Genomic DNA, 26,470 nt, shown 5'->3' with positions numbered 1-26,470 from the left:
GTCGGCGGAGCGTCGCCGTTCGGTCGCGCTCCGTACTCGCCGACGGCGTGGCGCGTTCCCTACCCATCGGCGGTGTGCCGGGTCCCGTATCCATCGGAGGCGCGTCGCGTCCCGTACCCGCCGGCCAAGGGGTGCGGCGGGTACGGCGGCGGCCGCCGGGGCCGTTCAGCCGAGGATCGCGTACACCGTGCTCGCCCGGGCGGCGATCTCCGCCGACCCCTCGGCCGTCATGGTGATGTCGGCGAAGGCCATGCGGCGGCCCAGTTTGGTCAGGACCACCTCGATCAGCACGTCCGCGTCCGTCACCGCCCGCTGGAAGCTCGTGGACTGCTGAACGGTCGTCATGGGGACGAAGCCGCCGCGGGCCGCGGAGACCGCGACGACCGTCGCCGTGTCCGCGGCGGCCATCAGGGCCTGGCCCGACAGGGAGCCGCCCTCCCGGGCGAGCCGCGCGGACCACGGCAGCCGCAGCACCGCGCGGCGCTCGTCCAGCTCCACGACGGACAGACCGAGATCGAGCACCCAGGGGGCGAAGTTGTCGGCGAGGATCTTGTCGGCTTCGACGGGGGTCAGTGTCATACGGCGCATTGTTCCCCCTGCCCGCTCCGGGAGCCCGCCCCCGCTCCGGGGATCTTCCGGCGGAGGAAATGGACCGGTTGACTCCGCAATCGGCGGCTTTGGTGAAACCAACTCCCGCGATTTGCAAGCGCAGTTGAACACCCCGTGCGGAACGCGCGTATCAACAGGCAACCAGGCGCCCCCCTAGTCAGCTGCCGGACGCGGCATCGACCCCGTCCCCAGGAGGTCAAGAGTTGAGTCACAAACGGATACCCAAGCGCAAGGCCGCCATCGCGGTGGGAGGCGTCGCGGCGCTCGGAGCGGCCGCTCTGCTGCTGCCCAACGCCAACGCCTCGCAGTCGAACGGGGACGCCGCCACTCCCAGAACGTTCAAGACGAACGACATCTCGAACGTCGCCTCCATGCTGGCCACCCAACTGGGTGACGCCTACGCCGGCTCGTACTACGACGCGCAGCAGAAGCAGCTCGTCGTGAACGTCGTCGGTAACAACAGCAACGCCGTCGACCAGGTCGAGAAGGCCGGAGCGGTCGCCCACCAGGTGCAGAACAGCACCGCGGCGCTGCAGACCGCCGCCAAGACGCTCAAGACCGACGCGTCGATCCCGGGCACCGCGTGGTCCGTCGACCCGAAGACCAACGAGATCCGCGTGACCGCGGACTCCACCGTCACGGGCGACAAGTGGAACACGGTGGAGTCCACCGTCAAGGGCCTCGGTTCCGGCGTCGCGACGCTCTCCAAGTCCGCGGGAACCCTCAAGACCTTCGTCGACGGCGGTGACGCCATCTTCGGCGGCAACGCGCGCTGCTCGCTGGGCTTCAACGTCACCGCGGGCGACGGCACCCCCGCCTTCCTCACCGCGGGCCACTGCGGTGTCGCCGCCGCCAACTGGTCGGACTCGCAGAACGGCGCGCCGATCGCCACCGTCGACCAGGCGACCTTCCCCGGCAACGGCGACTTCTCCCTCGTCAAGTACGACGACCCGGCGACCCAGACGAACAGCGCCGTCAACGTCGGCAACGGGCAGAGCGTCCAGATCAACGCGGCCGTGGACGCGGCCGTGGGCCAGCAGGTCTTCCGGATGGGCAGCACCACGGGTCTGCACGACGGCAACGTGACCGGTCTCAACGCCACCGTGAACTACCCGGAGGGCACCGTCACGGGCCTCATCCAGACCGACGTGTGCGCCGAGCCCGGCGACAGCGGCGGCTCCCTGTTCACCCAGGACGGCGGCGCGGTCGGTCTGACCTCCGGCGGCAGCGGTGACTGCACGGCCGGCGGCGAGACCTTCTTCCAGCCCGTCACCACCGCCCTGGCGGCGGTCGGCGCGACGCTGGGCGCCGGAGACGCGGGCGCGGGCGCCGGCGGCGCGGCGGACCCGAGCGCGAGCGCGGCCGACCCGAGTGCGGCCGACCCGGGCACCGGCGAGACGGCCGACCCGAGCGCGGGCGCCACCGGCGCGGCGGACCCGAGCGCGGCCGCCAGCGACGCGGCGGGTGCGGGTGCCGGCCAGAACGGCACGCACCACCGCCACCGCAAGCACCACAACTCCGGTGCGGCGGCCCAGCAATCGGCCGCGGCCTCGGGTGACGGTTCGGGCCTCGTGTCCACGCCGTGATGCCGGTGACCCCGGCGGCCAAGAACCACTGAACGGCCAACGGAACAGGGAATTCCGGTCGACAGTGGACAGGTCCGGCCCTCCGGCGGGAGGGCCGGACCGCTCCTCATCCGGCGCCGGTCCCGTCGTGCGTCCGTACCCGCAACAGCAGCAGCGCCACGTCGTCCGGCCGTTCCTGCGCGGCCCCCTCGCCCCGCTGGAGCAGCGTGTCGGCCAGCTCGTCCAGCGGCCGGTGCCCGTTCGCCCCGAGCCGTCGCGCGAGGTCGGCGAGCGCGTCCTCGATGTCCACCCCGGGCGTCTCGATCAGACCGTCGGTGTAGAGGGCGAGCACGGACCCGGGGACCAGCGGCACCTCCGTCGTCGGATAGACGGCGTGCGCGTCGATCCCCAGCAGCGGACCGCCGGCCAGGTCGAGCGCCTTCACCTTGCCGTCCGGGCGCAGCAGCAGCGGCGGCGGATGCCCCGCCCGGGACATCACGGCGACCCCGCGCGCCGGGTCCAGACGCAGATACAGACAGCTGGCGAAGAGCTCCGCGCCCAGGTCGATGAGCAGCCGGTTGGTGCTCCCCATCACCTCCTCCGGAGCCTGGCCCACCGCCGTGTACGCGCGGACCGCGGTGCGGATCTGCCCCATCAGCCCCGCCGCGGTCACGTTGTGCCCCTGCACGTCCCCGATCACCGCGGCCGCCCGCCCGTCGAAGGACACCAGGTCGTAGAAGTCCCCGCCGATCTCCATGCCCTGGGTCGCGGGCAGATAGCGCGCCGCCGCCTCGACCGAGGCCAGCGGCGGCAGCGAGGCCGGCAGCAGCGCCGCCTGAAGGCCCGTGGCCAGCTGGAGCTTGGCGTCGTACAGCAGGGCCCGCTCCAGCGCCTGCGCGATCAGCCCGCTCAGGCTGGTCAGCACCGCCCGCTCGTCGGCCGCGAAGTGGTGGGACTGTGCGTACCCGAGGACACAGGTGCCCACCGGCCGCCCGGAGGCGACCAGCGGCAGGTACGCCCACGCGCCCATGCCGTCCGGGGTCGCGTTCGGCGACGGATACAGCCGCTCCAGCTGCTCGCGCGAGTCGAAGAACGCGGGCACACCGGTGTTCAGCGCCTGGGTGCCCGGGGTCGGCTCGCTCAGCGGCAGCCCGTTGAACCGCTCCACGACCCGCGCGTCCGGATAGCCGCGGTGCCCGAGCACGTGCATGCGACCGGCCCGGCTGGCGAGGACCACCAGCGACTGGCTGCCGACGGCGGGCGAGATCTCGTCCGCCACCAGCTGCACCACGTCCTGCACGCCCGCCGCCTCCGTCAGCGCGCTCGCCAGGCTCAGCACGTGGGAGATCGTCACCAGCCGCGGGCTGCCGTCGCGCCGCTGCGGTCCCGCCCGCGTCATCTCGGACACCGGCCTGGCCCGCGAGATCCGCACGCTCAGCCCGTTCGTACTCGGATACATACGAAAGGAGAGCCACTCGCCCGGCGGGCGCAGCGCCACGAACGAGGTCACGTGCTGGCTGATCAGCGCCGCCCGGTAACGGTCCTCGTAGACCGGGTCGTTCAGCCACGGCACCGCCGCCCACAGCTGGGTGCCCAGCAGGGCGCTGACGGGCACGCCGAGCAGCTCGGCCGTCGCCGCGTTGGCGAAGCCGACCCGCCCGTGCAGATCCAGCGAGCACAGCCCGTACGGCAGCCGCCCCACCATCCGTGTGGCCTCCACCGAGCCGAGCGTGCCGCCCGGCGCCGTGGCCGACGCCGTCAGGAGGTCGGGCTCGGGGTGCAGCGGGCGTTTCTCCGCGGCCGCCCGCTCCAGGCGCAGCGCGAGCCGGTCGCAGGCCGCGGTCAGACGTTCGCGCTCCCGGTCGGACAGCTCCGGGGGATGGGAGCCGGGCCAGGTCACGTAGACGGCGCCGTACACGGTGCCCGCCGTCGCAACCGGCAGCGCGGCGAGCGCGAAGGGGTACGGGAGCACCACCGCGATCCGGGGGAACCTGCGGGCCATCTCGTGCTCGCCCCCCACCCAGACCAGCCGCCGCTTGCGCACCGCCTCGGCGACCGGGATCGGCGCGCTGAGCCCCACGCGCTCCCAGGGTGCGGCGAAGGCCCGGGGCAGCCCGGCCGAGACCGTCATCTCCAGCACCGGCTCCTGGGAGGCGAGCAGATAGACGGCTCCCGAGTGCGCGTGCACGTCGTCCAGCATCGCGGCCAGGGCCAGCGACAGCAGCGGACGTCCCACCGGGGCCGGGGTCATCGCCGGCGCCTGCGCGGTCTCCTGCCCCTCGGACACGGCGACCACCTCCTCGCGGAGCCGTCCACGGCCTCCGCACCTCCAGAGATCAAGGCTCCTCCCTGGAGGCCCATCGCGCACGGCGAGCCGACCCGCACCGCGACCCGGCGGCGCCCTGTCCCGCCCGAGCGGAACACGAACGGTCACCCCGGCCGGGAGAGCACGGTGGGAAACGCATGAATCACGACGGATTCGATTTCGTTCGATCGGCCGTGCCGCACGGGCTCCACCCCAGGCCCGACGCGTCCGGAACGGTCACAGGGGCTGCGCCCGAGCCCGGGAAGCGCTGTAATGACGGCGTGGTCAGTGAGGGTGCTGCGGAACGCGGAACGAGAACGTCGCGTGCCGAACTTGCCCTGAAGACGCTCACCGCGGATCTCGACCCGCGCGAACGGCTGCACCGCCTGCTCGAGCAGGCACTCGTCTTCACCGGTGCGACCGTCGCCGCCGTGTACTCACCGAGTGTGAGCGGCGGTGAACTGCATCTGGCCGAGTCCGCGGGGGTGCCCAGGACGCTGTACGGGCTCCGCGACAGCTACCCCCTGTCCGGGGCCTCCCCGGCGGCCGAGGCCCTGCGCTCGGGACGGCCCTGCTGGCTCGGCCCGGACGAACTCGCCCACTGCGCCGACGCCCGGCGGCTGGCGTCCCGGGACTTCTCCCTGGCCGTGCTGCCCCTGCCCGACAACGGCTGTCTCGTCGCGGTGAGCGAGGCCGCCGGGGGCTTCGGCCCCGAGGACCGGGCCTGCCTCGGCATGCTCGCCGAGGCCGTCGTCTGCCCGCCGGCACCGCCGCCCGACGACACGTCGGGGCTGCCCGCCAACTCCTTCAGCCTCGCCATGGACACCGGGCACGTCGAGGTCGACCGTGAGGTGCTCGACCTGTTCGGGCTCTCGACCACCGCCTTCGACGGCAAGGTCGAGACCCTGCTGTCGATGGCCGTGCCCGAGGACCTCCCGGCCCTGATGTCCGCCGTCGAACCCGACCACACCTCCGTCGGCGACCGCGAGCTGGAGTTCCGTATCCTCCAGCCGTCCGGCGGTCACAAGTGGCTCCGACTGCGCGCCCGGCTGCTGCCCTCGGCCGAGGGCCGGCCCGCCCGGCTCGTGGGCACCGTCTCCGACGCCTCCAAACTGCGCTCCGGCCTGAACGACGTGGGCCGCGTCCAGCGGCTCGCCGCCTCCCTCGCCACCGCCGGCACCGTCCGCGACGTCGGCCAGGCCGTCGTCGCCGCCCTGCGCAAACCCCTCCAGGCCGACCGGATCGCCGTCGCCGAGCTGGAGGGCGACCGGCTCGTCGTCACGCTCCTGGACCCACCGCAGCCCGAATACTGGCCGGAGCTGTGGCGCAGCGAATGGCGCTCGGAATGGCCCGACGCACCCGTGCGGGCCATGCCCACGCTCGCGGCGGCCCTCAACGAGGGACGGCCCGCGATCTGGCCCGCCGGAGCCGACCTGGAACCCGCCCTGTCCGAGGTCGGCCCCGGCGGCCTCGCCGTCCTCCCGCTGCCTGCGGGCGGCCGCATGGCGGGCGCCTGCCTCATCGGCTGGGACACCCCGCACGAGTTCGGCCCCGAGGAGCGGGCCCTGCTCACCGCCTCCGCCGGCCTCGCCGGACAGGCCCTGGTGCGCGCCCACGCCTTCGACGCCGAGCACGAGCTGATCGGCATGCTCCAGCGCACCCTGCTCCCGCGCCGGCTGCCCCGGCTGCCCGGCGCGGTCGCCGTCGCCCGCTACCTCCCCACCACCTCCGGCCTGGACGTCGGCGGCGACTGGTACGACGTCATCCCGCTGCCCGACAACCATGTCGCCCTCGTCATCGGCGACGTCCAGGGACACAACGCCTCCGCCGCGACCGTCATGGGCCAGATGCGCACCGCCCTGCGCGCCTACGCCGTCGAGGGCCACCCGCCCGACGTGGTGGTCTCGCACGCCAACCGGCTCCTGCTCGACCTCGAGACCGACCTGTTCGCCACCTGCTGCTACGTCGACATCGACATGGAGGAGGGGTCCGCCTGGTACGTGCGCGCCGGACACATCCCGCCCGTGCTGCGTCACCCGAACGGCCGTACCGAGGTCCCCGAGTCGGAGACCGGCCCCCCGCTCGGCGTCATCCGGCAGACCGACTTCCCGATGAGTCCGATGCGGCTCCAGCCGGGCACCATCGTCGCGCTGACCACCGACGGCCTGGTCGAGTCCGTCGAGGTCGACGTCGAGGACGGCCTGAAGCGGCTCGCCGAGGGGCTGGCCGGATCCGACCCCGCCCACCTCGGGCTCGTCGCCGACGAACTGCTGACCGGCGCCAACCGCAGCGACGACGTGGCCCTGCTGCTCATGCGCTACGACGGCATGGAGGTATTGCCGCTGCGCGAGAGCTGGACCGTGTGGCGCGTCCCCGAGGCGGTCCGTCACGCCCGCCGCTACACCCGCCGCGCGCTGCGCAGCTGGGGCGTCGGCGCGTACACGGACGCCGCCCTGCTGATCGTCTCCGAGCTCGTCACCAACGCCCTGGTGCACACCGACGGCCAGGTCAGGCTCGACCTCACCCTCGTCAACCACCGTCTGCGCATCGCGGTCGCCGACAACTCGCCCCGCACGCCGATCAAGCCCACCAGCATCGGCTGGGAGGCCACCGGGGGCCGTGGCATCCTGCTCGTCGAGGCGATGTCGGCGACCTGGGGCACGGTGCCGGTGAGCGGCGGCAAACAGGTGTGGAGCGAGATCGCGCTCGACTGACGGGGCGGACGCCGGACCACGACGTGACCGGCGGACCAGGAGGCCGACGCCGGCCCGCCAGGTGACGGCCCCGGCGACGAGGTGAGACCGTGCGACTCCTGCTCATGTCCGACACCCATCTGCCCAAGCGGGCCCGGGAGCTGCCCTCCGCCCTGCTCGACGAACTCCCCTCCGCCGATGTCGTCGTCCACGCGGGGGACTGGGTGGACACCGCGACCCTCGATCTGCTGGAGGCCCGTTCGCGCCGGCTCGTCGGGGTCCACGGCAACAACGACGGCCCCGCCCTGCGGGCCCGCCTCCCCGAGACCGCCCGCGCCGACCTGGGCGGCCTGCGCCTCGGCGTCGTCCACGAGACCGGCGCCGCCCGGGGCCGCGAGGAGCGCTGCGCGCTGCGTTTCCCCGACCTCGACGTCCTGGTCTTCGGCCACAGCCACATCCCGTGGGACAGCACCGCGCCCTCCGGCCTGCGCCTGCTCAACCCCGGCTCCCCGACCGACCGCCGCCGGGAGCCGTTCTGCACGTACATGACCGCGACGGTGACCGACGACGGCCGACTGGCCGAGGTGACTCTGCACCGGTTGCCGCCGCGAGGCGCCCGACACGGCGGCGGGTGACCCCCGCGGCCGCCGGCCGCCGGCCGTCGGGTGCCGGCCGTCGGGTGCCGGCCGTCGGGTGCCGGCCGTCGGGTGCCGGCCATCGGACACCGGCCGCCGGGCGCCGGGCGCCGGACACCGGACACCGTCCGCCGGGCGCCGGCCATCGGACACCGTCCGCCGGGCACCGGCCGCCGGGCGCCCGCCGTCGGGCCGTCGGGTGCCGGCCAGCGGGGCCGGTTCGCCGCTGCACCGCGTGCCGCCGCACCGCCTGCCGTCGCGGCGACTGACCTTGTGTCGGCAGGGCGCCGGACACCAGTCTGCGGTACGCATCGCCGCTCGACCGCCTGCCGCCGCGCGGCGTCCGACCCCCGTACCCCGGTCAACGGGGATGGATCGCCCCGGTCCGAGCCGTGAGCGGCACCCCGCTGCCACCCCGGCGCAGGGCGACGATCTCCGCGGCGACGGACACGGCCACCTCTTCGGGCGTACGGGCTCCGAGGTCGAGGCCGACGGGGGAGCGCAGCCGGGCCAGCGCGGGCTCCGGGACCCCGGCCGCGCGCAGCCTTTCCAGACGGTCGTCGTGGGTGCGGCGGCTGCCCATCGCCCCCACGTACGCGGCCGGGCGGCGCAGTGCCTCCTCCAGCACGGGCACGTCGAACTTGGGGTCGTGGGTCAGGACGCAGATCACCGTGCGCTCGTCGGTCGCCTGGCCGCTCAGATAGCGGTGCGGCCAGTCCACGACGACCTCGACCCCGGAGGGGAACCGCCGGGGGGTCGCGAAGGCCGGGCGGGCGTCGCACACCGTGACCCGGTAGCCGAGGAAGCCGCCGACGCGGGCCACGGCGGCCGCGTAGTCGACGGCGCCGAAGACGAGCATGCGCGGCGGGGGAGCGAAGGACCGCACGAAGACGGTGACGGCGTTCCCGCACCGCTCACCGTCCGGTCCGTAGTGGCGCAGTCCCGTGCCCCCCGGCACCGCACCGGCCCGCACGTCGGCGGCCACGACCCGATCCAGTCCGGCACGCCCGAGCGAACCGGCAATGCCGTGGTCGGGGTCGGCGCCCCCGGGTGGTCCGGTACGGCGGTCCGAAGCGGGGGCGACCGGGCCAGGAGCCCCCAGGTCCTGGGCCCCTTGGCCCGGGTCCGCCGGGTCCGGGGCGGCCGAGTCCGGAGTCCTCGGCTCCTGGGCGTCCAAGTCTCGGGCCCCCAGGCCCTGGTCCGCCCGGTCCGGGTCTGCCCGGTCCGGGTCTGCCGGGTCCGGCCCCTGACTGTCCGGCCCCTGTGCACCCGGCCCCTCAGCCCCCGGCTCCTGAATCCCCGCCTCCTGAACCCCCGGGCCCGGGGTCGCCGGCCCGGGGTCCGGTCCAGGCAGGGGCCACACGGCCAGCGTGGCTCCGCGAGGGGCGGCCCCGTCGACCAGTGTCGCCGTCGTGACCGGGCGGCCCGCCGTCACCGAGTCGGCCACCGCGCCGAAGGTCGGATCGTCGGCGGGCGAGACCCGGCGGACCAGGACCGTGATCTCTCCGCCGCAGGTCAGCCCCACGGCGAAGGCGTCCTCGTCGCTGTAGCCGAACGTCTCCAGACGGGCCTCGCCGGAGGCGATCACCTCCTTGGCCACCTCGAAGACCGCCCCCTCGACACAACCGCCGGACACACTGCCGACGACCTCGTCACCGGGGCCGACCGCCATGGCGGCGCCCGGGTCGCGGGGCGCGCTGCGGCTGACCGCCACCACCGTGGCCAGCCCGAAGGGCGAACCGGCCGCGTACCAGGCGCGCAGCGCGGGGAGGATGTCACGCACCGTCCGCTCCTCTCGCCATGTGTCCGGGCCCCACGAGCACCCGGCCACGTCGAGAACCAGGATCCGGCCATCTTCAAGGATCCGCCCTGGAACACGACCCGGGCGAGCCGGCCGCGTTCGGCGGCCCGGGCGCCGCCGGCGCGGGTCGACGACGGCGCTCAGTGCACCGACTCCGCACCACCCCTGCCCCGGTCGCGGCGGCCGCCGCTCGCGGGCCGGGGTCGGTCAGCGCGCCCTGGCCCCCGCCACCGCAGCGATCGCGCAGAGGCCGCATGTGGCGCACAGGAGCCAGACCGCGGTGTAGCCGCCCTCGTACGGTGTGGTTCCGTGGGGCCCCGTGTGGGAGGCCAGGAGTGAGGCCACGGCGCCGCCCGCGATCGCTCCTCCGACCGTTTTCACGTTGTTGTAGAGCGCCGAGGCGACGCCGGTGTGCTGCGGTTCCGTGGCCTCGACGACGACGGTGGGCATGGCACCCAGCGCCGCGCCGATGCCGGCGCCGCAGATCGAGACGGCGACCACCATGTCCGTGACGGTGTCGTGCAGACGGGCGAGGGCGAGGAAACCGGCCGCCATGAGGCCGAATGCGGTCACGAGAGTGCGCCGGTAGCCCAGGTGCCGGGCGATCAGGGCGGTGCAGCCCGAGGTGACCAGGGCCGCGAGGGTCCCGGGCAGGCTGACGAGCGAGATGCCCAGCGGGGTGAGCCCGAACCCGTAGCCGTCCGTCGTGGGATCGGCGGCCAGGAACGTCGCGTTGGGCGACTGGCTGCCGAAGTACATGACGCCGAAGAAGAACGAGACCAGATAGAGCCGGGCCACACCGCGGCCCCTCATGGCCCTGAGGTCCACCAGCGGTGCCGCGCCCCGCAGTTGCGTGCGGACCCATACGGCGATCAGGGCGCCGAAGAGGGCGAGCGGAAGCAGGACGCCCGCCGACATCCAGCCGTCCTGGTCGACGCGGGAGACACCCCCGAGCAGACAGACCAGCGAGAGGCCGAGCAGAACGGCACCCGGCCAGTCGGGCCGGCCGACTGCCCTCTCGACGCTCTCCGGTATCGCGAGGAAGCTCACCGGCACGCACAGCAGCGCGAGGAACGCCGGTACGAGCAGGACGAGTTGGACGCTGTGCACGGCCTTCGCCGCCGCGCCCATGACCACGGCGCCCAGCACGCCTCCCAGGGTCAGCGCGCCCACCAGGCGGGCGATGGCCCGGCGGGCCTGCTCGACCGGGAGCCGGTCGCGGACCAGGGCGATCTCCAGCGGGAGGAGCGCCACGAGCGCGCCTTGCAGAACCCGTCCGGTCAGGAGGACCCAGAACACGGGGGCCAGCGCGACCAGGAAGGTCCCGGCGGCGACCGCGGCGAGGGCGGCACGCAGCATCCGGCGGTGCCCGTACAGGTCGCCGAGCCGCCCGAAGACCGGCACCATCACCGCTCCGGCCAGCAACTGCACCGACACGATCCAGTTCAGCGCGGAGTCGTCGATCCCGTGGCGATCGCCCAGCTCGGGCAGGAGCGGGGTGATCCCGGTCTGGAGGAAGCCGCTCATCAGCTCGAACAGGACCAGCAGTCCCACGGCCGCGGTGACGGAGGCGGGCGCGGATGTGTCCTGGGCCGGGCGGGCCTCGCCGGGCGAGAAGAGAGGGCGGCTCACGCGGACCGGCCCGCTGCCGCGTGACGGTCGAGGGAGCGCACGGCGAGTGTGGCGAGGAGCAGTGCCTGGTCGGGCAGCACCCGGTCGTCGTACACCGCCTGCGCGGAGTGGTTCACGGGGGCCGTGGCGGGGTCGCGGTCGGGCGGGCACGCGCCCACGGCGAGGAAGGCGCCGGGCACCGCGTCGAGCACGAACGAGAAGTCCTCGGAACCGGAGACGGGCCGGGGCGTCTCGAACGCCCGGTGCGGGCCGAAGAGGTCGAGCGCCGTCTCCAGCGCGAAGGCCGCGTGCCCGGCGTCGTTGACGGTGGCCGGGTACTGGCGGGTGTAGTCGAGCCGTACGTCCACGTCGTGGGCCCGCGCTATGCCCCGGAGGGTGCGTTCGACCATGCCCTGGACCTGGTCGCGGGTCTTCTCGGAGTAGGTGCGCACGGTCGCCGCGAGCTCGGCGGTGTCCGGGATCACGTTGCGGGCGGTACCCGCGTGGAACGACCCCACGGTGATCACCGCCGGGTCCTGGACGTCGATCTCGCGGGCGACCCGGGACTGCAGGGCGGTCACCATCTCGGCGGCGGCGGCCACGGGATCCCGGGTCAGGTGCGGCATCGAAGCGTGCCCGCCGCGGCCGGTCACGGTGACGTCGAACGCGTCCGCGGCGGCCAGCATGGTGCCGGGGCGGGTGGCGACGATGCCCATGGGGACCTGGGTGGAGAAGACGTGCAGACCGTACGCGGCCACGACCCGCTCGCCGGCCGCGTCCAGCACCCCTTCCTCGACCATGATGCGGGCGCCGCCGTCGCCCTCCTCGCCGGGCTGGAACATGAACACGACGTCCCCGGCGAGCTCCTCGCGGTGCGCGGCGAGGAGCCTCGCGGCGCCCACCAGGCCCGCGGTGTGCAGATCGTGGCCACAGGCGTGCATGAGGCCGGGGCGCTCGGAGGCGTACGACAGCCCGGTGTCCTCGTGGACGGGCAGGGCGTCCATGTCGCCGCGCAGCAGGACGGCGGGACCCGGCCGCCCTCCCCGCAGGACGGCCGTGACCGAGGACAGGCCCTTGCCCAGGGAGATCTCCAGAGGGAGCCCGTCCAGGGCGGCGAGGACCTTCTCCTGGGTGCGGGGCAGGTGCAGCCCGATCTCGGGTTCACGGTGGAGCCGGCGGCGCAGGTCGGTGAGGTCGTCGAGGAGCGCGGCGGCGTCTGAGTGCTGGAACATGGCCGGTATCGTGCGCGTGCGGACACCCGGCAGCCCGGGAACGAGCGCATCGGGCACTCGGGCATGATCATTTGCAGGTATCCGCCATAGCGCGGGAGCAGGTGTCCGCGATCGCGTGGGAGCGGTTGTCCGCCGTCGCACGGGAAGCAGGCATCCGCCGTCGTACGGGAAGCAGGCATCCGCCGTCGTACGGGAGAGGAGCGCTGACGTGCCGGACGAGTTGGACGAGCTGGACTATCTCCTGATCACGGCCCTCCAGCACGCGCCCCGTGCCGACTGGCGGCGGATCGGCGCGGCGCTGGACGTGGACGCGACCACCGCTGCCCGGCGCTGGGCCCGGCTGACCGAGTCCGGTCTCGCCTGGCTCGGCTGCCATCCCAATCCCGCGCTCATCGGCGAACTGATCGTGGCGTTCATCGAGGTCGACTGCGCGTCGGGAAAACTGCACCAGGTGTGCGAGCGGATCCTGGACGACCCTCCGCTGTTCAACATCGAGCACACGACCGGGGCGCGGGACCTGCTGCTCACCGGTGTCTTCCGCTCACAGGCCCAGCTGGCCCGCTATGTGGGCTTCCGGCTGGGCGGGCTCGACGGGATCGCCGCGACCCGCACCCAGCTGGCCACCGCGCTCCACACGGAGGGCAGCCGCTGGCGCCTCGACCGGCTGGCCGAGGAGAGCAGGGGCGTCCTGCGCGCCGACCGCGACCGGCCGGCCGAGGGTGCGGTGCTCGGCCGGACCGACCTGGACCTGATCCTGCTGCTCTCGCAGGACTGCCGGCAGAGCGTCGCCCGGCTGGCCGAGCGCAGCGGACTGAGCCCGACCACGGTCCGGCGCAGGCTCGACCGGCTCGACGCGGCACGGGCGATCTCCTACCGCTGCGAGGCCGCCCGGTCCGTCTCCGGCTGGCCGGTGAGCGCCACGCTGTGGGGGACCGCGCCGGCCGCCGACACCGCCAGGATCACGGCCCAGCTCTCGGGCATGCGGGAGACCCGCCTGTGCGCGACGCTGTCGGGTCCCTACAACCTCATGGTCACGGTGTGGCTGCGCTCCCTGGGGGACGTCCAGTCGTTCGAGGCGGCGCTGGCGCAGCGGTTCCCCGAACTCGCCGTCGCGGACCGGGCCATGACGCTGTGGCAGCTCAAGCACGCCGGTGAGGTGCTGGATCCGGAGGGGCGCCATCTGCGCCGGGTGCCGTTCACGGACCGGTGGGACGACCAGGAGGCGGGCGCGGCGGAGAGGGAACTGCTCGGCCGGCTGCGCGGCCCGGCTCCCGCCTCGAGTCCTCCGGCCTGAGGCGCCCGCACCGCCCCGGCCGCTCGCCGCCCCGAACCGGATCTCCCTGCTTCGCGCCCCGGCTGCCGGCCGGTTCGTCGGGCGTTAATGCGTTGCCGTCCGGGGAGCCCGCCTGTTGCACTGGCGGGGACGTGTCCACCGGAACCGAGGAGCAGCACGATGCGCGCACCGTTCATGTCCACCCAGGAAGGAACCATCCACATCTTTAAGGACATGACACCCGGTGCATATGCTCAACCTGGGAATCCTGGCGCACGTAGACGCCGGTAAGACGAGTCTGACCGAGCGGCTGCTGCACACGGTCGGGGTCATCGACGAGATCGGCAGCGTCGACGACGGGAACACCCGGACCGACTTCCTCGCGCTGGAGCGGCAGCGCGGCATCACCATCAAATCCGCCGTCGTCTCCTTCGCGGTCGGCGACCTCACCGTCAATCTCATCGACACCCCCGGCCACCCCGACTTCATCGCCGAGGTGGAACGGGTCCTCGGCGTGCTCGACGGAGTCGTTCTCGTCGTCTCGGCCGTGGAGGGCGTGCAGGCGCAGACCCGCGTGCTGATGCGGACGCTCCAGCGGCTGCGCATCCCCACGCTGATCTTCGTGAACAAGATCGACCGCCGTGGAGCCCGGTACGAGGAGATCCTGGAGAAGATCTCCGAACGCCTCACCCCGGCGATCGTCCCGATGGGGGAGCCCGGCGAACTGGGCACGCGCGCCGCGCACTTCACCCCCTACCCCGCCGACCGGCTGCGCCCGCACCTGCTGGACCCGCTCGCCGGGCACGACGACGACCTGCTCGCCGCGTACGTCGAGACAGGGGTGTCGTACGCCTGTCTGCGCGCCGCCCTCGTACGGCAGACCGGGCAGGCCCTGGTGCACCCCGTGTACTTCGGCTCGGCCATGACAGGCGCCGGCGTGCCCGAACTGATCGCCGGGATCGAGGAGTTGCTTCCCCCGGCGACGGCGGACGACGAGGGGCCGCTCTCGGGCACCGTGTTCAAGGTCGAACGGGGACCGGCCGGGGAGAAGATCGCGTACGCGCGGATGTTCTCCGGCACCCTGCGGACCCGGGACCGGCTCGTCCTGCGCGACGGGCAGGAGGGGAAGGTCACCGCGATCAGCGTCTTCGACCGGGGCGAGGCGGTCCGTGAGGGGTCCGTGACCGCGGGGCGCATCGGCAAACTGTGGGGGCTCGGCGCGATCCGGATCGGCGACACCATCGGCGAGCCGCGGTCCGCGGCGGAGGGCGGACACCACTTCGCCCCGCCGACCCTGGAGACCGTCGTCTCGCCCGTCCGTCCCGCCGACAGGGGCGCGCTGCACACGGCGCTCACCCAACTCGCCGAACAGGACCCGCTGATCGGCCTCAGGCACGACGAACTGCGCGGCGAGATCTCCGTGTCGCTCTACGGCGAGGTGCAGAAGGAGGTGCTCCAGGCGACCCTGGCCGACGAGTACGGCGTCGACGTGCTCTTCCGTGAGACCACCCCGCTCTGTGTCGAACGGCCCCTGGGTACCGGCTCTTCGGTCGAGTTCAACAAGAAGGACCCGAACCCCTTCCTCGCGACCGTCGGGCTGCGCGTGGACCCGGCACCGGTCGGCTCGGGTGTGGGGTTCCGGCTCGAGGTCGAGCTCGGGTCGATGCCGTACGCGTTCTTCAAGGCGGTCGAGGACACCGTCCTGGACACGCTGGGGCAGGGGCTGCACGGCTGGCGGGTCACCGACTGCGTCGTCACGATGACGCATTCGGGCTACTCGCCGCGCCAGAGCCACGCCCACCAGGGATTCGACAAGAGCATGTCCAGCACGGGCGCCGACTTCAGGGGCCTGACCCCGCTGGTGCTGACGGCGGCACTGCGCGCGGCGGGCAGCCGGGTGTACGAGCCGATGCACCGCTTCCGGCTGGAGGTGCCCGCGGACACGCTCGGCGCCGTACTTCCGGTGCTGGCCCGGTACCGGGCCGTTCCGGGAACCACCCGGATCGACGGGGCCGCGTGCGTCCTGGAGGGCGTCCTCCCGGTGGTGAGGGCGCACGAACTGGAGCAGCAGCTGCCCGGGTTGACGCGGGGAGAGGGCGAGCTGGAATGCGCCTTCGACCACTACGCCCCGGTGGCGCACGGCGCGGTCCCGGACCGCCCCAGGACCGATCTGAACCCGTTGGACCGCAAGGAGTACCTGCTCAACCTCACCCGACGGGTCGGCGGGTGAGCCGGCGACCGCGCCCCGGGCGCCGCGCGCGAGGGCGGGTGAAACGAGAAACTTACTCATGAGTCAGAGGTGTTGACGCCTTTCGGCGGCCGCAGGACTGTTGTGTACATGACGAAGTTACGTGCGCGTCTGCTCGGCGTCCTCGTACTCCTCACCGGTCTCCTCACGGCGGCGGGCACCCGGCCCGCCGCCGCGGACGGACTCCCCGACTCCCTCTGGTTCGACCAGCCGGCAGCCGCCGCGCTCACGGTCGTGAACGGCCGCTTCACCGACGGCCTCGGCCGTGAGGTCGTCCTGCGCGGCTACAACGTCTCCGGCGAGACCAAGCTGGAGGAGAAGAGCGGACTGCCCTTCGCCTCGATCGCCGACGCCGCGAAGTCCGCGACCGCCCTGCGGGCCCTCGGTGGCGGCAACTCCGTGCGCTTCCTGCTCTCCTGGGCGCACGCCGAACCGGTCCGCGGCCAGGTCGACAGCGCCTATCTGACCGCGGCCACCGACCAGATGAGAGTCTTCCTCGACGCGGGAATCCGTGTCTTCCCCGACTTCCACCAGGACCTCTACTCCCGCCACCTGTTCAACACGGGCAGCTGGTACTCCGGCGACGGCGCCCCCAAGTGGGCCGTGACCGCCGGTGGTTACCCTCAGGAGTCCTGCGGCATCTGCCTCTTCTGGGGTCAGAACATCACCCAGAACAACGCCGTCAAGGCGGCGCAGTACGACTTCTGGCACAACGCCTACGGGCTCCAGGACGCCTTCCTCACCACGGCCCAGACCGTCATGACGTACGTCCGCCGGCAGCTCACCGCCGCCGAGTTCGCGGGCGTCGCCGGCTTCGACCCGTACAACGAGCCCTACGCGGGCAGTTACGAGTCGGGCCAGACCAGCCGCACCTGGGAACGTGACCTGCTCTGGCCGTTCTACGGTCGGTTCCGCGCCCGTATGGACGCGGCCGGCTGGCAGGACAAGCCCGCCCTCGTGGAACCGAACCTCTTCTGGAACGCCAACATCAGCTCCCAGAAACAGGAGGGCGGACTGCTCGACGCGGGCACCCTCGGCCCGCGCTACGTCCTCAACACCCACTTCTACGACCAGAAGGCCATCTCGGGCATCCTCATGTGGGGCAAGGCGGGGGACGGCCAGTACGCGTCCGACTTCGCCACGGTACGGGACCGGGCCGCAGCGGCCGGGACGGCGGCCGTCGTCTCCGAGTTCGGCCACCCGCTCTCCGGAACGGTCGCGGACAAGGCCCCCACCGTCGACAAGGCGATGTACCAGGCCCTGGACTCCCGGCTCTCCGGGGCCACCTGGTGGTCGGGGGCGGCCTCGTCCGGACCGGTCCTGTCGGGGACCCAGTGGCAGTGGGACATCTACAGCGGCCGCCACCACGAGCTCATGAACGACAACCCCGACAAGATCCTGACCTCGGGCGACGCCTGGAACGACGAGGACATGTCCGCCGTGCGCCTCGACGACTCGGGCACGGCCGTGCTCCGCCAGGACGCCCGGCTGCTCGACCGTCTCTACCCGGCCGCCACCGCGGGTTCCGCCCTCGCCTTCACCTACGAGGACCGCTCCCGCGACGGCTCCACCACCCTGACCTGGAACGCGGTCCCGGCGAGTCTGCCGCAGGTCTCCCGGCTGGTGGGAACGGGCCAGTACGGCCTGCTCGTCTGGCGCTCCGACGGCGGCACGGCACCGACCGAACTCCATCTGCCGGCCTCGTTCCCCGTCGCGGCCACGACGGTCGTGTCCGACCTCGGCGCGGTCCTCTCGCCGCCCGCCTACTCCTCGGCCACGCCCGTCGCCGTGGCTCCCGAACCGGGCGGCACCGGAAGCCGCCGCCTCCTGCTCACCGCCTCCGGCCCGGGAGCCGTGCACTACGCGCTCGTGACGAACGGCGCGAGCGCCCCGTCCGCCGCCCTGCTGGAGGGGGCCCGGACCGAACTCGCCGCCTGGGCCGCCGCCCGGTTCGGCTGAGCGCGGGCCGGTCAACTGCCCGACGGACCGGTCCAGTTCGCTGCCACATGGCCGAGCCGGACCCGCTGGGGGTGGTCGCCTACCGGCACCGACACCGTCTTCAGTCCGGTCTCGAAGTCGATGGCGGTGATCTGGTCGGCACCGCTCTCGGAGACGACGCAGTCCTTGCCGTCCCCGCTCACGGTCGCCCAGTAGGGCTTGGACGCGGGGACCAGCGGGCCCTCCTGGAGGGTCGCGCGGTCGACGACCGTCGCGTAGTCGTCCATCGTCCCGGCGACGCACAGCTTGGTGCCCGAGGGGTTCATCGAAATGCCGTGGTGGCGCGAGTCGTTGACCCAGGTCGTGCGGTCACTGCTGGTGGCGGGGTTCTTCGGGAGGGTCTTCACCCGGGTGATCTTGTCGGTGGCCACGTCGTACTCCAGGAAGCCGTTGAAGAACGACACCTGGAAGTACAGCTTGGACTCGTCCGGTGAGAACACGGCCGGGCGGACGGCGTCGGAGAAGTCCCTGAGGCCGATGGCGTCGAGGCGCTGGCGCATGTCGATCACCTTGACCTGCTTGAACGTGGCCGCGTCGACCACGGTGATCTTCCGGTCGCCCTTCGTCCAGTCCAGCCAGGGATCGTCGAGGGCGGTGGTGACGTCACCGATGGCCATGTTCCAGATGTACTTGCCGTCGTGGGTGAAGATGTTCTCGTGCGGCTTGTCGCCGGTGGCGAACGAGCCGAGCTGGACACCGGTGGCGATGTCGAGCACATGGACGGTGTTGGCGGTGGAGGCCGAGACCGCGACCCGGGTGCCGTCGGGCGACACGGCCATGTGGTCCGAGCGGTAACCCGCCACGGGGAAACGCCAGTTGATCCGCCCGGTGGAGAGGTCGATCGAGACGACGTCGGCGAAGCTCGGACGCGAGACCACCACCGACCTGCCGTCCGGCGTGGAGTACATGTCGTCGACGAACTGGTCGTGCCCCTCGCCCACCCCGTTGCGGATCCCCATGAAGTAGGCCCACTTGATCGGATCGGCGTTGATCGCCGCCATCCGCTCGGCCTTGTCCGGGATGACGTTGATCCGGCCGACCTTCGCGAAGTCGCCGGTGGACCGGACGACGTCCGCGGTGCCTTCCCAGTTGTTGCCGACGAACATCACCTCGCGCAGATCGGTGGCGGAGGCCGTGGCTCCCGCGGCGGAGGCGGCGGTCGCCGTTCCGCCGACGGTGAGCGTGAGCGCGGCGGCGAGCGTGCAGAGGTGTCTCGTTCCGAGGACGGCCATGGAGGGTCCCTGTCGTAGTGGGGGAGTGCGGGTGAGGGCACCGTGAAACCGGGCGCGTGCCGGGCGTGGGCGGAGCTTGCCTGTCGCGATCATGACAAGCGAGAATCTGAACACGCGCGCTTTCAAAGTGCACTTACTGGAAAGTAAGGAGTGGGGGAGCCTCTTCACAAGGGGTGGTACGCGAGAAAATCGTGGCAGGGGCGGACGTCGTTCCACATCGGGTCCCGGGGAGGAACGCGTGGCGGGCAGGCTCAGACAGCCCACCGGCCGCTACGGTGGCAGGACGGCGGAGGAACGGCAGGCGGAGCGCCGCCGCCGCTTCCTCGACGCCGGGCTCCGGCTGTTCGGCGCCGGTCCCGGCTACCGCGCCACCACCGTGGCGGCCCTCAGCGAGGCGGCGGGACTGTCCACACGCCAGTTCTACGAGGAGTTCCGCGGCCTCGAGGACGTACTGGCGGCCCTCCATCTGCAGGTCAACGACTGGGCCGAGGAGGCCGCCCTGGCCGCCCTCGCCGAGGCCCGGGACCTGCCGCTCGCCGAGCGTGCCACCGCCCTCTTCCGCGCCTACGCGGCGAACGTGACCGGCGATCCGCGCCGCATCCGCATCACCTTCGTGGAGATCATCGGCGTGAGCGCGCGGCTGGAGGAGCAGCGGCTGGCCCGCCGGGCCCGCTGGGTGGACTTCATCTGCGGAGAGGCCGCCGCGGCCGTGGCCCGGGGAGAGGCGGAGCCGCGCGACCACCGGCTGGCCGCCACCGCCTTCATCGGCAGCGTCAACGGCCTGCTGCACGACTGGAACGCCGGCTGGGTGGACGCGACCCTGGACGAGGTGGTCGAGGAACTGGTCCGCCAACTGCTGTCCATCCTGCGCCCGGCCGACGGGGGCACGGTTGGGCCGGCCGCCCCGTAGCGAGCTGCGGGCCCCACGCCCGCGCGCTTCCCGGCCTCGGGCTCCGCGTCCGGGCTCCGGGCCCGGGCTTGGGGCTCCGGGCTCGCGACCCCGGCTCCGGGCTCCGGCCTCGCACGCCGGGCCCGGGCCGGGGCCCCGGTCCCAGGCTCCGCGTCCCCGAGCCGCGCTCTCGGCCCCGGAGCTCTGCAACCCGGCCCCGGGCTCCGTAACACGGCTCCGGGCTCCGGGCCCCGTGTTCCGGGGGCCGCGCTCCCGGCCCCCGGGTTCGGGCTCTGCGACCCGGCCCCGAGGACATGCAACCCGGTTCCGGGCTCCGTTCCCGAGGCTCCGTGTTCCCTGGGGGCCGTGCTCCCGGCCCCGGGCTCCGCAACCCGGGCCCGTGCCCTGGCCCCGGGTTGCATGTCCTCGGGGCCGCGCTCCCGGCCCGCACCTCGCGCTCCCGGGGTCGCGAGGCGTCCGCGTGTCACCGCGTTCGTCGCGTGCCCGGCCCGTGCCGGTCGTGCCCGAGGCCGGTGGGCCCAGCCGCGCCACCCCGTGGACCCGGGGGCACGTTCACCGCTCGTACATGGGGGAGTTTGGCGCGTTCACGCCCCTTTCGGACGCCTCACCGGCGGTGCAGGGCTCCCCAAGGACGCGTTCGTGGCGCAAAGTTGCTCTGGCTCGTCATCATGACGAATGATCGAATCGATGCTCGGACAAGGGGTGGTGGGGGTGGACTGCGTGCGAGCGAAGTCGTACATGGATCTGCATCGTGAGATGGCCGCGGACATCGCGGCGGAGCGGGAGTCCGCCCTCGGCATGCTGGGCCCGGGGGCCCCGTCCGTCCGGGCGGCGGTCGCCGAACTCCTGGCGCACCGGACCTTCGTCTACCCCCACTCCGTGCTGCCGATGATCGTCCACGCCGTGGAGACGGGGTCGCCCGGCCCGGCGGTCCCCCTGGCCGTCGTCCACGAACTGTGGTGGACCTCCGCGTGCTACCTCGACGACCTGGCCGACGGCCAGGCCGTCCTCGCCGCCGGGCGACTCAGCGAGAGCGAGGCACTGCTCGCCACGGTCGTCGGCGGGATCCCCCTGCCCCTGCTCGTGGTCCAGTCGCCGCGCATACCCGAGCGGGCCCGCGGCCCGCTGTCGGCCGAGGTCGTGCGGTGCTGGATCAGCGGGACCGAGGGGCAGTTGAGGGATCTGCGCGCGGACGCGGGCGCGGCCACGCGCGACGCCGTCGTCACGGCGTACCTCGGAAAATCGGGCGCGCCGTACAGCATGGTCACCGCCATGGCCGCGCGCCTGGCCGGCTGTTCGGACGAACGGGTCGAACGCTGGCGGGAGTTCGGCAACGTCTTCGGCATCCTGTGGCAGCTGTTCAACGACCAGCAGGACATCCTGACCGGCCGCGACGAGGACCTAGCCAACGGCACGGTCACCTATCTGCTGGCCTGCGCGCTGGAGGACGCCGAGGGGGTGTCCGCGGCCCATGTCCTGGACCTGCACGCCGCCGCCCGGCACTCGCCCGACGCCCGGGAGGCCCTCACCGCCATCCTCCTCGCACCGGAGGTGCTGCGCCGGTACGAGGACGACATCAACGCGTTCCGCGACCGGGCGCACCGGCTGCTGGACGAACTCGGGGGCGAGGCCGCCCACTCGGCGGTGCTGCACGACTTCGTGGACCGGGCCTCCCCGATGCTCCTGCGCGCGGTGGAGCCCCTCGCCCGGACGGTCCCGACCCAGCTCTGACGACGGCCCGGCCGTCCTCGCGGCCGGGCAGGCCTCACATGGGGCTGTCCCCGCCTGAGGCCGTCCTCACCTGCGGCGCGCGCCGGGCGGGCGACACTCAGCGGTGCCGGATGTGCGGCCTTCGGGGTGTGGCAGGGGCCGCGGGGTGCGGACGCGATCGCGCGGTCCGCAGGATCGACTCCAGCAGGGAGGCGGACGCGCGCAGCCCCGCGGTGGAGAGCGGGCGCCGCCGCCGGTACCGGTCGGGACGGGACCTCCCCATGGCCGCGCCCGCCGAGAAGGTCCAGGTCAGACGTGATGTGACCTGGACCTTCGGCCAGTACCTCCCTACTCGTCCCATGCCTGGACCAGTGTCTGCTCGACGATCTTGCCGTCGCGCAACGACATCATCGACGTACTCAGCACCCGTACCCCGTCCCCGTACACGCAGGTCTCGGAGTAGGCGACGTGGTCGCCCTGGACGACGCACTGGTCCATCTTGTGCGTCATGTCCCGGCTGTAGACGTCCTCGAGCATCTCGCCGATCTCGGCGCGCCCGTGTTTGACCATCGGGTGACTGGGCTGGGTGTTCCGGTCGACGATGCGCAGTTCCGCGTCGTCCGCGTAGAGCGACAGCAGATCTGCCGCACTGTGTCCTTCAATGCCCCGGCGCAGCGCCTCGGTGTCGAAGGCGGGGGCTGTCGCTGTGCCCATGGGTGACCTCCTCAGGAAGGCGTGGACCGGCGGCGAGCCGGCCGCCGAGCGCCTCAGTATCGAGCGTCCTCCGCCTCGGGGCCCACGGCAAACGCAGACGCCGGATCCGCCTCTCGGGTGAGCGAGGGCGGGGGACCGTGTCCGCCCCGGGGGCCGGGCCGTTGCTGATTGCATGATCTCAACACGACGTATCGTCGCCGCCGTTGGTCTCGCCGTCGGCGTCACGGGGCTCGCCGCGCCGATGGCGACGGCCGCGGACGCCGGGGCCCACGGCGCCGGCCAGCTGAACCCCATCACCACGCTCGACTCGATCGCGACGAGCGACATCCCCGCCGCGCAGCAGGCGCAGCTCCCGCGGCCGTCCGGCCAGCTCGCGGGTCTGAACCGGCTGTACGAACTGAACCAACTGCACCAGGTGACCGACCTCGCCGCACCGGTGACCGGCCTGCTCCCCGGCATCGAGGCCTAGGGCCTGTCCGACAATTCCCGTCTGCCCGGCGGCGCCATGCGTGATGGCGGGCTCCGGCGGAACCGTGGTGTTCCGGTGGAGCCCGCCGAGTGGGGCGACGGGCTCGGGGCGGCGTTCGGGGGCGGTGCCCGGGGTGATCACCCGGCCCGGTCGCGTACCGTCGTGCGGAACGCGATCGGTGCCTGTCCGGCCCGCTGGTGGAAGTACTTGGCGAAGTTCGTGGCACTGGAGAAGCCCAGCCGGTCGGCGATGCGGGCGGCGGCCAGATCGGTGTGGGCGAGCAGCCGCTTGGCCTCCAGGACGACCCGGCGGTCGATGAACTCCTTCGCCCCGACGCCCGCCGATTCCAGGGCGGCCCGGGACAGCGTGCGGGCCGAGTAGCCGAGGGCGAGGGCGTAGTCGTCCACCCGGCGGGTGCGCGCGAAATCCCGTTCGACGCTCGCACGGAACCGCAGAAAGGTTTCACTGGCTCCGCCGCCCGGACTTCCGGCCCCCTCCAGATGGGTCAGCCGCAGGATCAGGACGTCCAGCAGATGACGTAGGACGACACCGTGCGCGTCGCGCGGCAGCGGGCCCCGGGCCCGGAACTCGTGCGCCAGATGCGCGCCGGCCACCCGCAACGAGGTGAGGGCCTCGCCGTCCGGTGTGCGCAGCACATGGGCGTGCGGGTCGTCGAGCCGGGCCGCCCGGACGGTGGCCGGGCCCGGGAAGTCCCGGTCGAAGGTGATCAGTGTGCCCTCGGCCCGCGCGAGGTCGCCCCACTGCACGACCTGCCCGGGACGCGTCCACAGCCAGCCGTCGGGCCCGATGTCGTGGGGCGTGAAGTCCACGGTCTGGCGCAGGGTGCCCGAGGTGAGCGTGAGCACCTGGTGGACAGCGGGCCGCTGCGGCGCGCCGAGACCCGTGCCCCGGACGCGGGGCCGGGCGCGCAGCGCGGCGAGCGAGATCACTTCCAGGCCGGCGGGGGCGCCGAACGGGGGCGCGAAGACGTTCCCGGGGACGGCCTGCCCGGCCGGGGGGCGGTGTTTGACCATGATCAGTCGCCTGGGTATCCGGTGGGACGTGCCTTGCCGCCCGGTCGGGGCCGGCCGCGCGGGGCCGGCCGCCGTCGTGGCGGGAAGGAGGCATCACGATAGAGGAGAGCCGGGCCGTCGCCAAGGAACCGTCACGGGCTTCTTCGCCGGGGTGCGGGTGCGGGCACGGCCCCGGACCGGGTGCCGAGACCCGGGACCGGGACTCGGCACCGGGACCGGGACCGGAGACCCGGCACCGGGACCCGCGACCCTGCACGCGGACCGAGACCCGTGTCCCCGGGCCGAGAACCGTGGCTGCGACCTGCGACCTGCGACCTGCGACCTGCGACCTGCGACCTGCGACCTGCGACCTGCGACCTGCGGCCCGGCACGCGGACCGAGACCCGTGACTGCGACCTGCGGCCCGCGAACCGCGAACCGGCACCCGGGACCGCGAACCGGCACCCGGGACCGCGAACCGACATCCGGGACCGCGACCCGGCACCCGCGGCCCGCGAACCGCGACCCGGCACCCGGGACCGCGACCCGGCATCCGGGACCGCGACCCGCGGCCCCGGCACCGCGGCCCGGAACTGCGACCAGTGACCCGGTACCGCGGGCCCGGTTCCGGGGTGCGGTCCGGGTGCCGGGGTCATCCAGCGGCCGCGAGGAACTGGGTGGCGGCCAGTTCGGCGTAGAGCGGGTCCGCCTCGACGAGCTCGCGGTGGGTGCCCACCGCCCGGACGCGGCCCGCGTCCATCACCACGATCCGGTCGGCCGACGTCACGGTGGACAGCCGGTGCGCCACCACCAGCACCGTCGTCGTACGGGCCACGTCCGCGACCGTGTCGCGCAGCGCCGCCTCGTTGACGGCGTCGAGCTGCGAGGTGGCTTCGTCCAGGAGCAGCAGCCGGGGGCGGCGCAGCAGGGCCCGGGCGATGGCCACGCGCTGGCGCTCACCGCCGGACAGCTTGGTGCCGCGATGGCCGACCAGCGTGTCCAGACCGTTCGGCAGCCGGCCCACGAGGCCGTCCAGACGGGTCGTCCTCAGCACCCGGGCCAGCTCGCCCTCGTCGGCCTCCGGATTGCCGAGCAGGAGGTTGTCGCGCAGGGAGCCCGACAGCACGGGCGCGTCCTGCTCCACGTAGCCGATGGCGGACCGGAGCCGGGGCAGCTCCCAGGCGTCCAGCGCGAGGCCGTCCACGCTGATGACCCCCGCCTCCGGCTCGTAGAAGCGCTCGATGAGCGAGAACACGGTGGTCTTGCCCGCGCCGGACGGGCCGACGAACGCGGTCAGGCCCCGGGCGGGCACGGCGAACGTCACACCCTGGTGGACGTACGGCAGATCGTCGGCGTACCGGAAGCGGACGTCCTCGAAGGCGAGGGCCGCCGGCGGCGCGCCCGGTGCCGGCAGCGGCGCGGGCGGGGCGGCGGGCTCGGCCGGCAGCCGCAGCGCCTCCTGGATACGGGCGAGCGCGGCGGTGCCGCTCTGGTACTGGGTGACCGCGCCGACCACCTGCTGGATCGGCGACATCAGATAGAACACGTACAGCAGGAAGGCGACCAGCGTGCCGACGGGGATGGCGCCGGTGGCGACCCGCGCACCGCCCACCGCGAGGACGGTGATGAAGGCGATCTGCATCGCCAGACCGGCCGTGTTGCCCGCGGCCGCCGACCACCTGGCCGCCCGCACGCTCTGCCGCCAGGACTCCTCGGCGGCCGCGTGGACGGTTCGCTCCTCACGGTCCTCGGCGCCCGACGCCTTGACCGTCCGCAGCGCGCCGAGGGTCCGCTCCAGCGAGGCCCCCATCGCCCCGACGGCGTCCTGGGCCCGCCTGCTCGCCCGGTTGATGCGCGGCACGATCAGGGCGAGCACCGTGCCCGCGCACAGCACGACGCCCAGCGTGACGCCGAGCAGCACCGGGTCGACCAGGCCCATCAGCGCCACCGTCGCGACGAGGGTCAGGCCGCCGGTGCCGAGGCCGACCAGGGAATCGGTGGTGACCTCGCGCAGCAGGGTCGTGTCGGAGGTGATGCGTGCCATCAGGTCACCGGGCTCGCTGCGGTCCACGGCGGGGATGCGCAGCCGCAGCAGGTACGACGACAGCGTGCGCCGCGCGCCCAGCACCACCGACTCCGCGGTGCGCCGCAGCACGTACGAACCGAGCGCCCCCACCGCCGCGTTGGTCACGACCAGGGCCGCCATGCCGAGCAGGGCCCGTCCGATCGGCCGGTCCTGCGACAGGTCGTCGATGAGCCCGCGCGCCACCAGCGGCAGCAGCAGACCGGTGGCCCCGGTCGCCAGCGCCAGCAGAGCGCCCCCGAACAGCGCCCGGCGGTGCGGTCGTACGTAGCCGAGCAGCAGGCGCCACGGGGGCATCTCGGGCGCGGTCTCGGTCAGGGTCACGGCGCTCCTCACGGGAGTTGGGACGGGCGTTCAGGCTACGTCGGC

Annotated in this window: 18 protein-coding genes; 9 read left to right on the top strand and 9 right to left on the bottom strand. The window is 73.3% G+C overall.

The genetic code is table 11. The annotated features are described in order from the left end of the window. Positions 1-165: 165 nt before the first annotated feature. A complete protein-coding gene (locus tag IO36_RS08135; RefSeq protein ID WP_037617661.1) occupies positions 166-579 on the bottom strand; it encodes a PaaI family thioesterase in 414 nt (137 codons plus the stop codon). Positions 580-812: 233 nt separating this feature from the next. Here IO36_RS08135 and IO36_RS08130 point away from each other — a divergent pair, with 233 nt between their 5' ends. Beyond that, on the top strand, positions 813-2,195 hold the full coding sequence (locus IO36_RS08130) for a S1 family peptidase (protein WP_037617659.1): 1,383 nt from the start codon (positions 813-815) through the stop codon (positions 2,193-2,195). A gap of 106 nt (positions 2,196-2,301) precedes the next feature. Here the strand turns inward: IO36_RS08130 and IO36_RS08125 are convergent, their stop codons facing one another. Then, positions 2,302-4,425, bottom strand: a complete 2,124-nt coding sequence (locus IO36_RS08125; RefSeq protein WP_051900252.1) for a SpoIIE family protein phosphatase — start codon at positions 4,423-4,425, stop codon at positions 2,302-2,304. Between the two features lie 335 nt (positions 4,426-4,760). Here IO36_RS08125 and IO36_RS08120 point away from each other — a divergent pair, with 335 nt between their 5' ends. Further along, positions 4,761-7,193: a SpoIIE family protein phosphatase gene (locus tag IO36_RS08120; RefSeq protein ID WP_037617655.1), complete on the top strand. Its 2,433-nt coding sequence runs from the start codon at positions 4,761-4,763 to the stop codon at positions 7,191-7,193. An 89-nt stretch (positions 7,194-7,282) separates the two neighbouring features. Beyond that, positions 7,283-7,807: a metallophosphoesterase family protein gene (locus IO36_RS08115; RefSeq protein WP_037617654.1), complete on the top strand. Its 525-nt coding sequence runs from the start codon at positions 7,283-7,285 to the stop codon at positions 7,805-7,807. A gap of 361 nt (positions 7,808-8,168) precedes the next feature. On the opposite strand, the gene IO36_RS44265 is transcribed toward IO36_RS08115, so the two are convergent. The 3 genes from IO36_RS44265 to IO36_RS08100 all read right to left on the bottom strand — a co-directional run bounded on the left by IO36_RS44265 (position 8,169) and on the right by IO36_RS08100 (position 12,451). Continuing rightward, positions 8,169-9,590 carry an XdhC family protein gene (locus IO36_RS44265; RefSeq protein WP_078943065.1) on the bottom strand — a complete coding sequence of 474 codons (1,422 nt, stop codon included), beginning with the start codon at positions 9,588-9,590 and terminating at the stop codon, positions 8,169-8,171. Positions 9,591-9,815: 225 nt separating this feature from the next. Beyond that, a complete protein-coding gene (locus tag IO36_RS08105; RefSeq protein ID WP_037617652.1) occupies positions 9,816-11,240 on the bottom strand; it encodes an MFS transporter in 1,425 nt (474 codons plus the stop codon). After that, a complete protein-coding gene (locus IO36_RS08100; RefSeq protein ID WP_037618469.1) occupies positions 11,237-12,451 on the bottom strand; it encodes a M20 metallopeptidase family protein in 1,215 nt (404 codons plus the stop codon). Before IO36_RS08100 ends, IO36_RS08105 begins: the two co-directional genes overlap by 4 nt. Positions 12,452-12,659: 208 nt before the next feature. Between IO36_RS08100 and IO36_RS08095 the strand changes: the two genes are divergently transcribed. The 3 genes from IO36_RS08095 to IO36_RS08085 all read left to right on the top strand — a co-directional run bounded on the left by IO36_RS08095 (position 12,660) and on the right by IO36_RS08085 (position 17,931). Beyond that, positions 12,660-13,745 (top strand): Lrp/AsnC family transcriptional regulator, encoded by a 1,086-nt coding sequence (locus IO36_RS08095; protein ID WP_051900158.1) that lies wholly within the window; start codon positions 12,660-12,662, stop codon positions 13,743-13,745. Between the two features lie 223 nt (positions 13,746-13,968). Continuing rightward, positions 13,969-15,954 carry an elongation factor G gene (locus tag IO36_RS08090; RefSeq protein WP_209441161.1) on the top strand — a complete coding sequence of 662 codons (1,986 nt, stop codon included), beginning with the start codon at positions 13,969-13,971 and terminating at the stop codon, positions 15,952-15,954. Between the two features lie 108 nt (positions 15,955-16,062). Beyond that, on the top strand, positions 16,063-17,931 hold the full coding sequence (locus tag IO36_RS08085; protein ID WP_037617650.1) for a glycoside hydrolase family 5 protein: 1,869 nt from the start codon (positions 16,063-16,065) through the stop codon (positions 17,929-17,931). Positions 17,932-17,942: 11 nt separating this feature from the next. On the opposite strand, the gene IO36_RS08080 is transcribed toward IO36_RS08085, so the two are convergent. Further along, positions 17,943-19,202, bottom strand: coding sequence for a YncE family protein (locus tag IO36_RS08080; protein ID WP_037617648.1), 1,260 nt, complete (start codon positions 19,200-19,202; stop codon positions 17,943-17,945). 238 nt (positions 19,203-19,440) lie between these two features. On the opposite strand from IO36_RS08080, the gene IO36_RS08075 reads away from it, so the two are divergent. Together IO36_RS08075 and IO36_RS08070 are read left to right on the top strand one after the other, a co-directional pair. Further along, entirely contained in the window at positions 19,441-20,112 is a 672-nt protein-coding gene (locus IO36_RS08075) for a TetR/AcrR family transcriptional regulator (RefSeq protein WP_037617647.1), read from the top strand. A 738-nt stretch (positions 20,113-20,850) separates the two neighbouring features. Next, entirely contained in the window at positions 20,851-21,843 is a 993-nt protein-coding gene (locus IO36_RS08070) for a polyprenyl synthetase family protein (RefSeq protein ID WP_051900157.1), read from the top strand. 327 nt (positions 21,844-22,170) lie between these two features. Here IO36_RS08070 and IO36_RS08065 read toward each other — a convergent pair whose 3' ends face one another. Further along, positions 22,171-22,536 carry a nuclear transport factor 2 family protein gene (locus IO36_RS08065; protein ID WP_037617644.1) on the bottom strand — a complete coding sequence of 122 codons (366 nt, stop codon included), beginning with the start codon at positions 22,534-22,536 and terminating at the stop codon, positions 22,171-22,173. Positions 22,537-22,708: 172 nt separating this feature from the next. Between IO36_RS08065 and IO36_RS08060 the strand changes: the two genes are divergently transcribed. Further along, complete coding sequence (locus tag IO36_RS08060; RefSeq protein WP_037617643.1) at positions 22,709-23,005, top strand: hypothetical protein; 297 nt, start codon at positions 22,709-22,711, stop codon at positions 23,003-23,005. 137 nt (positions 23,006-23,142) lie between these two features. Here IO36_RS08060 and IO36_RS08055 read toward each other — a convergent pair whose 3' ends face one another. Both IO36_RS08055 and IO36_RS08045 read right to left on the bottom strand, forming a co-directional pair. Further along, positions 23,143-24,039 (bottom strand): helix-turn-helix transcriptional regulator, encoded by an 897-nt coding sequence (locus IO36_RS08055; RefSeq protein ID WP_037617641.1) that lies wholly within the window; start codon positions 24,037-24,039, stop codon positions 23,143-23,145. 631 nt (positions 24,040-24,670) lie between these two features. Then, positions 24,671-26,398 (bottom strand): ABC transporter ATP-binding protein, encoded by a 1,728-nt coding sequence (locus tag IO36_RS08045; RefSeq protein ID WP_037618464.1) that lies wholly within the window; start codon positions 26,396-26,398, stop codon positions 24,671-24,673. Positions 26,399-26,470 lie beyond the last annotated feature (72 nt).

The organism is Streptomyces aureus, from assembly GCF_000725495.1.
Taxonomy (GTDB): domain Bacteria; phylum Actinomycetota; class Actinomycetes; order Streptomycetales; family Streptomycetaceae; genus Streptomyces; species Streptomyces aureus_B.
This window is presented reverse-complemented; position numbering and strand designations above follow the sequence as displayed.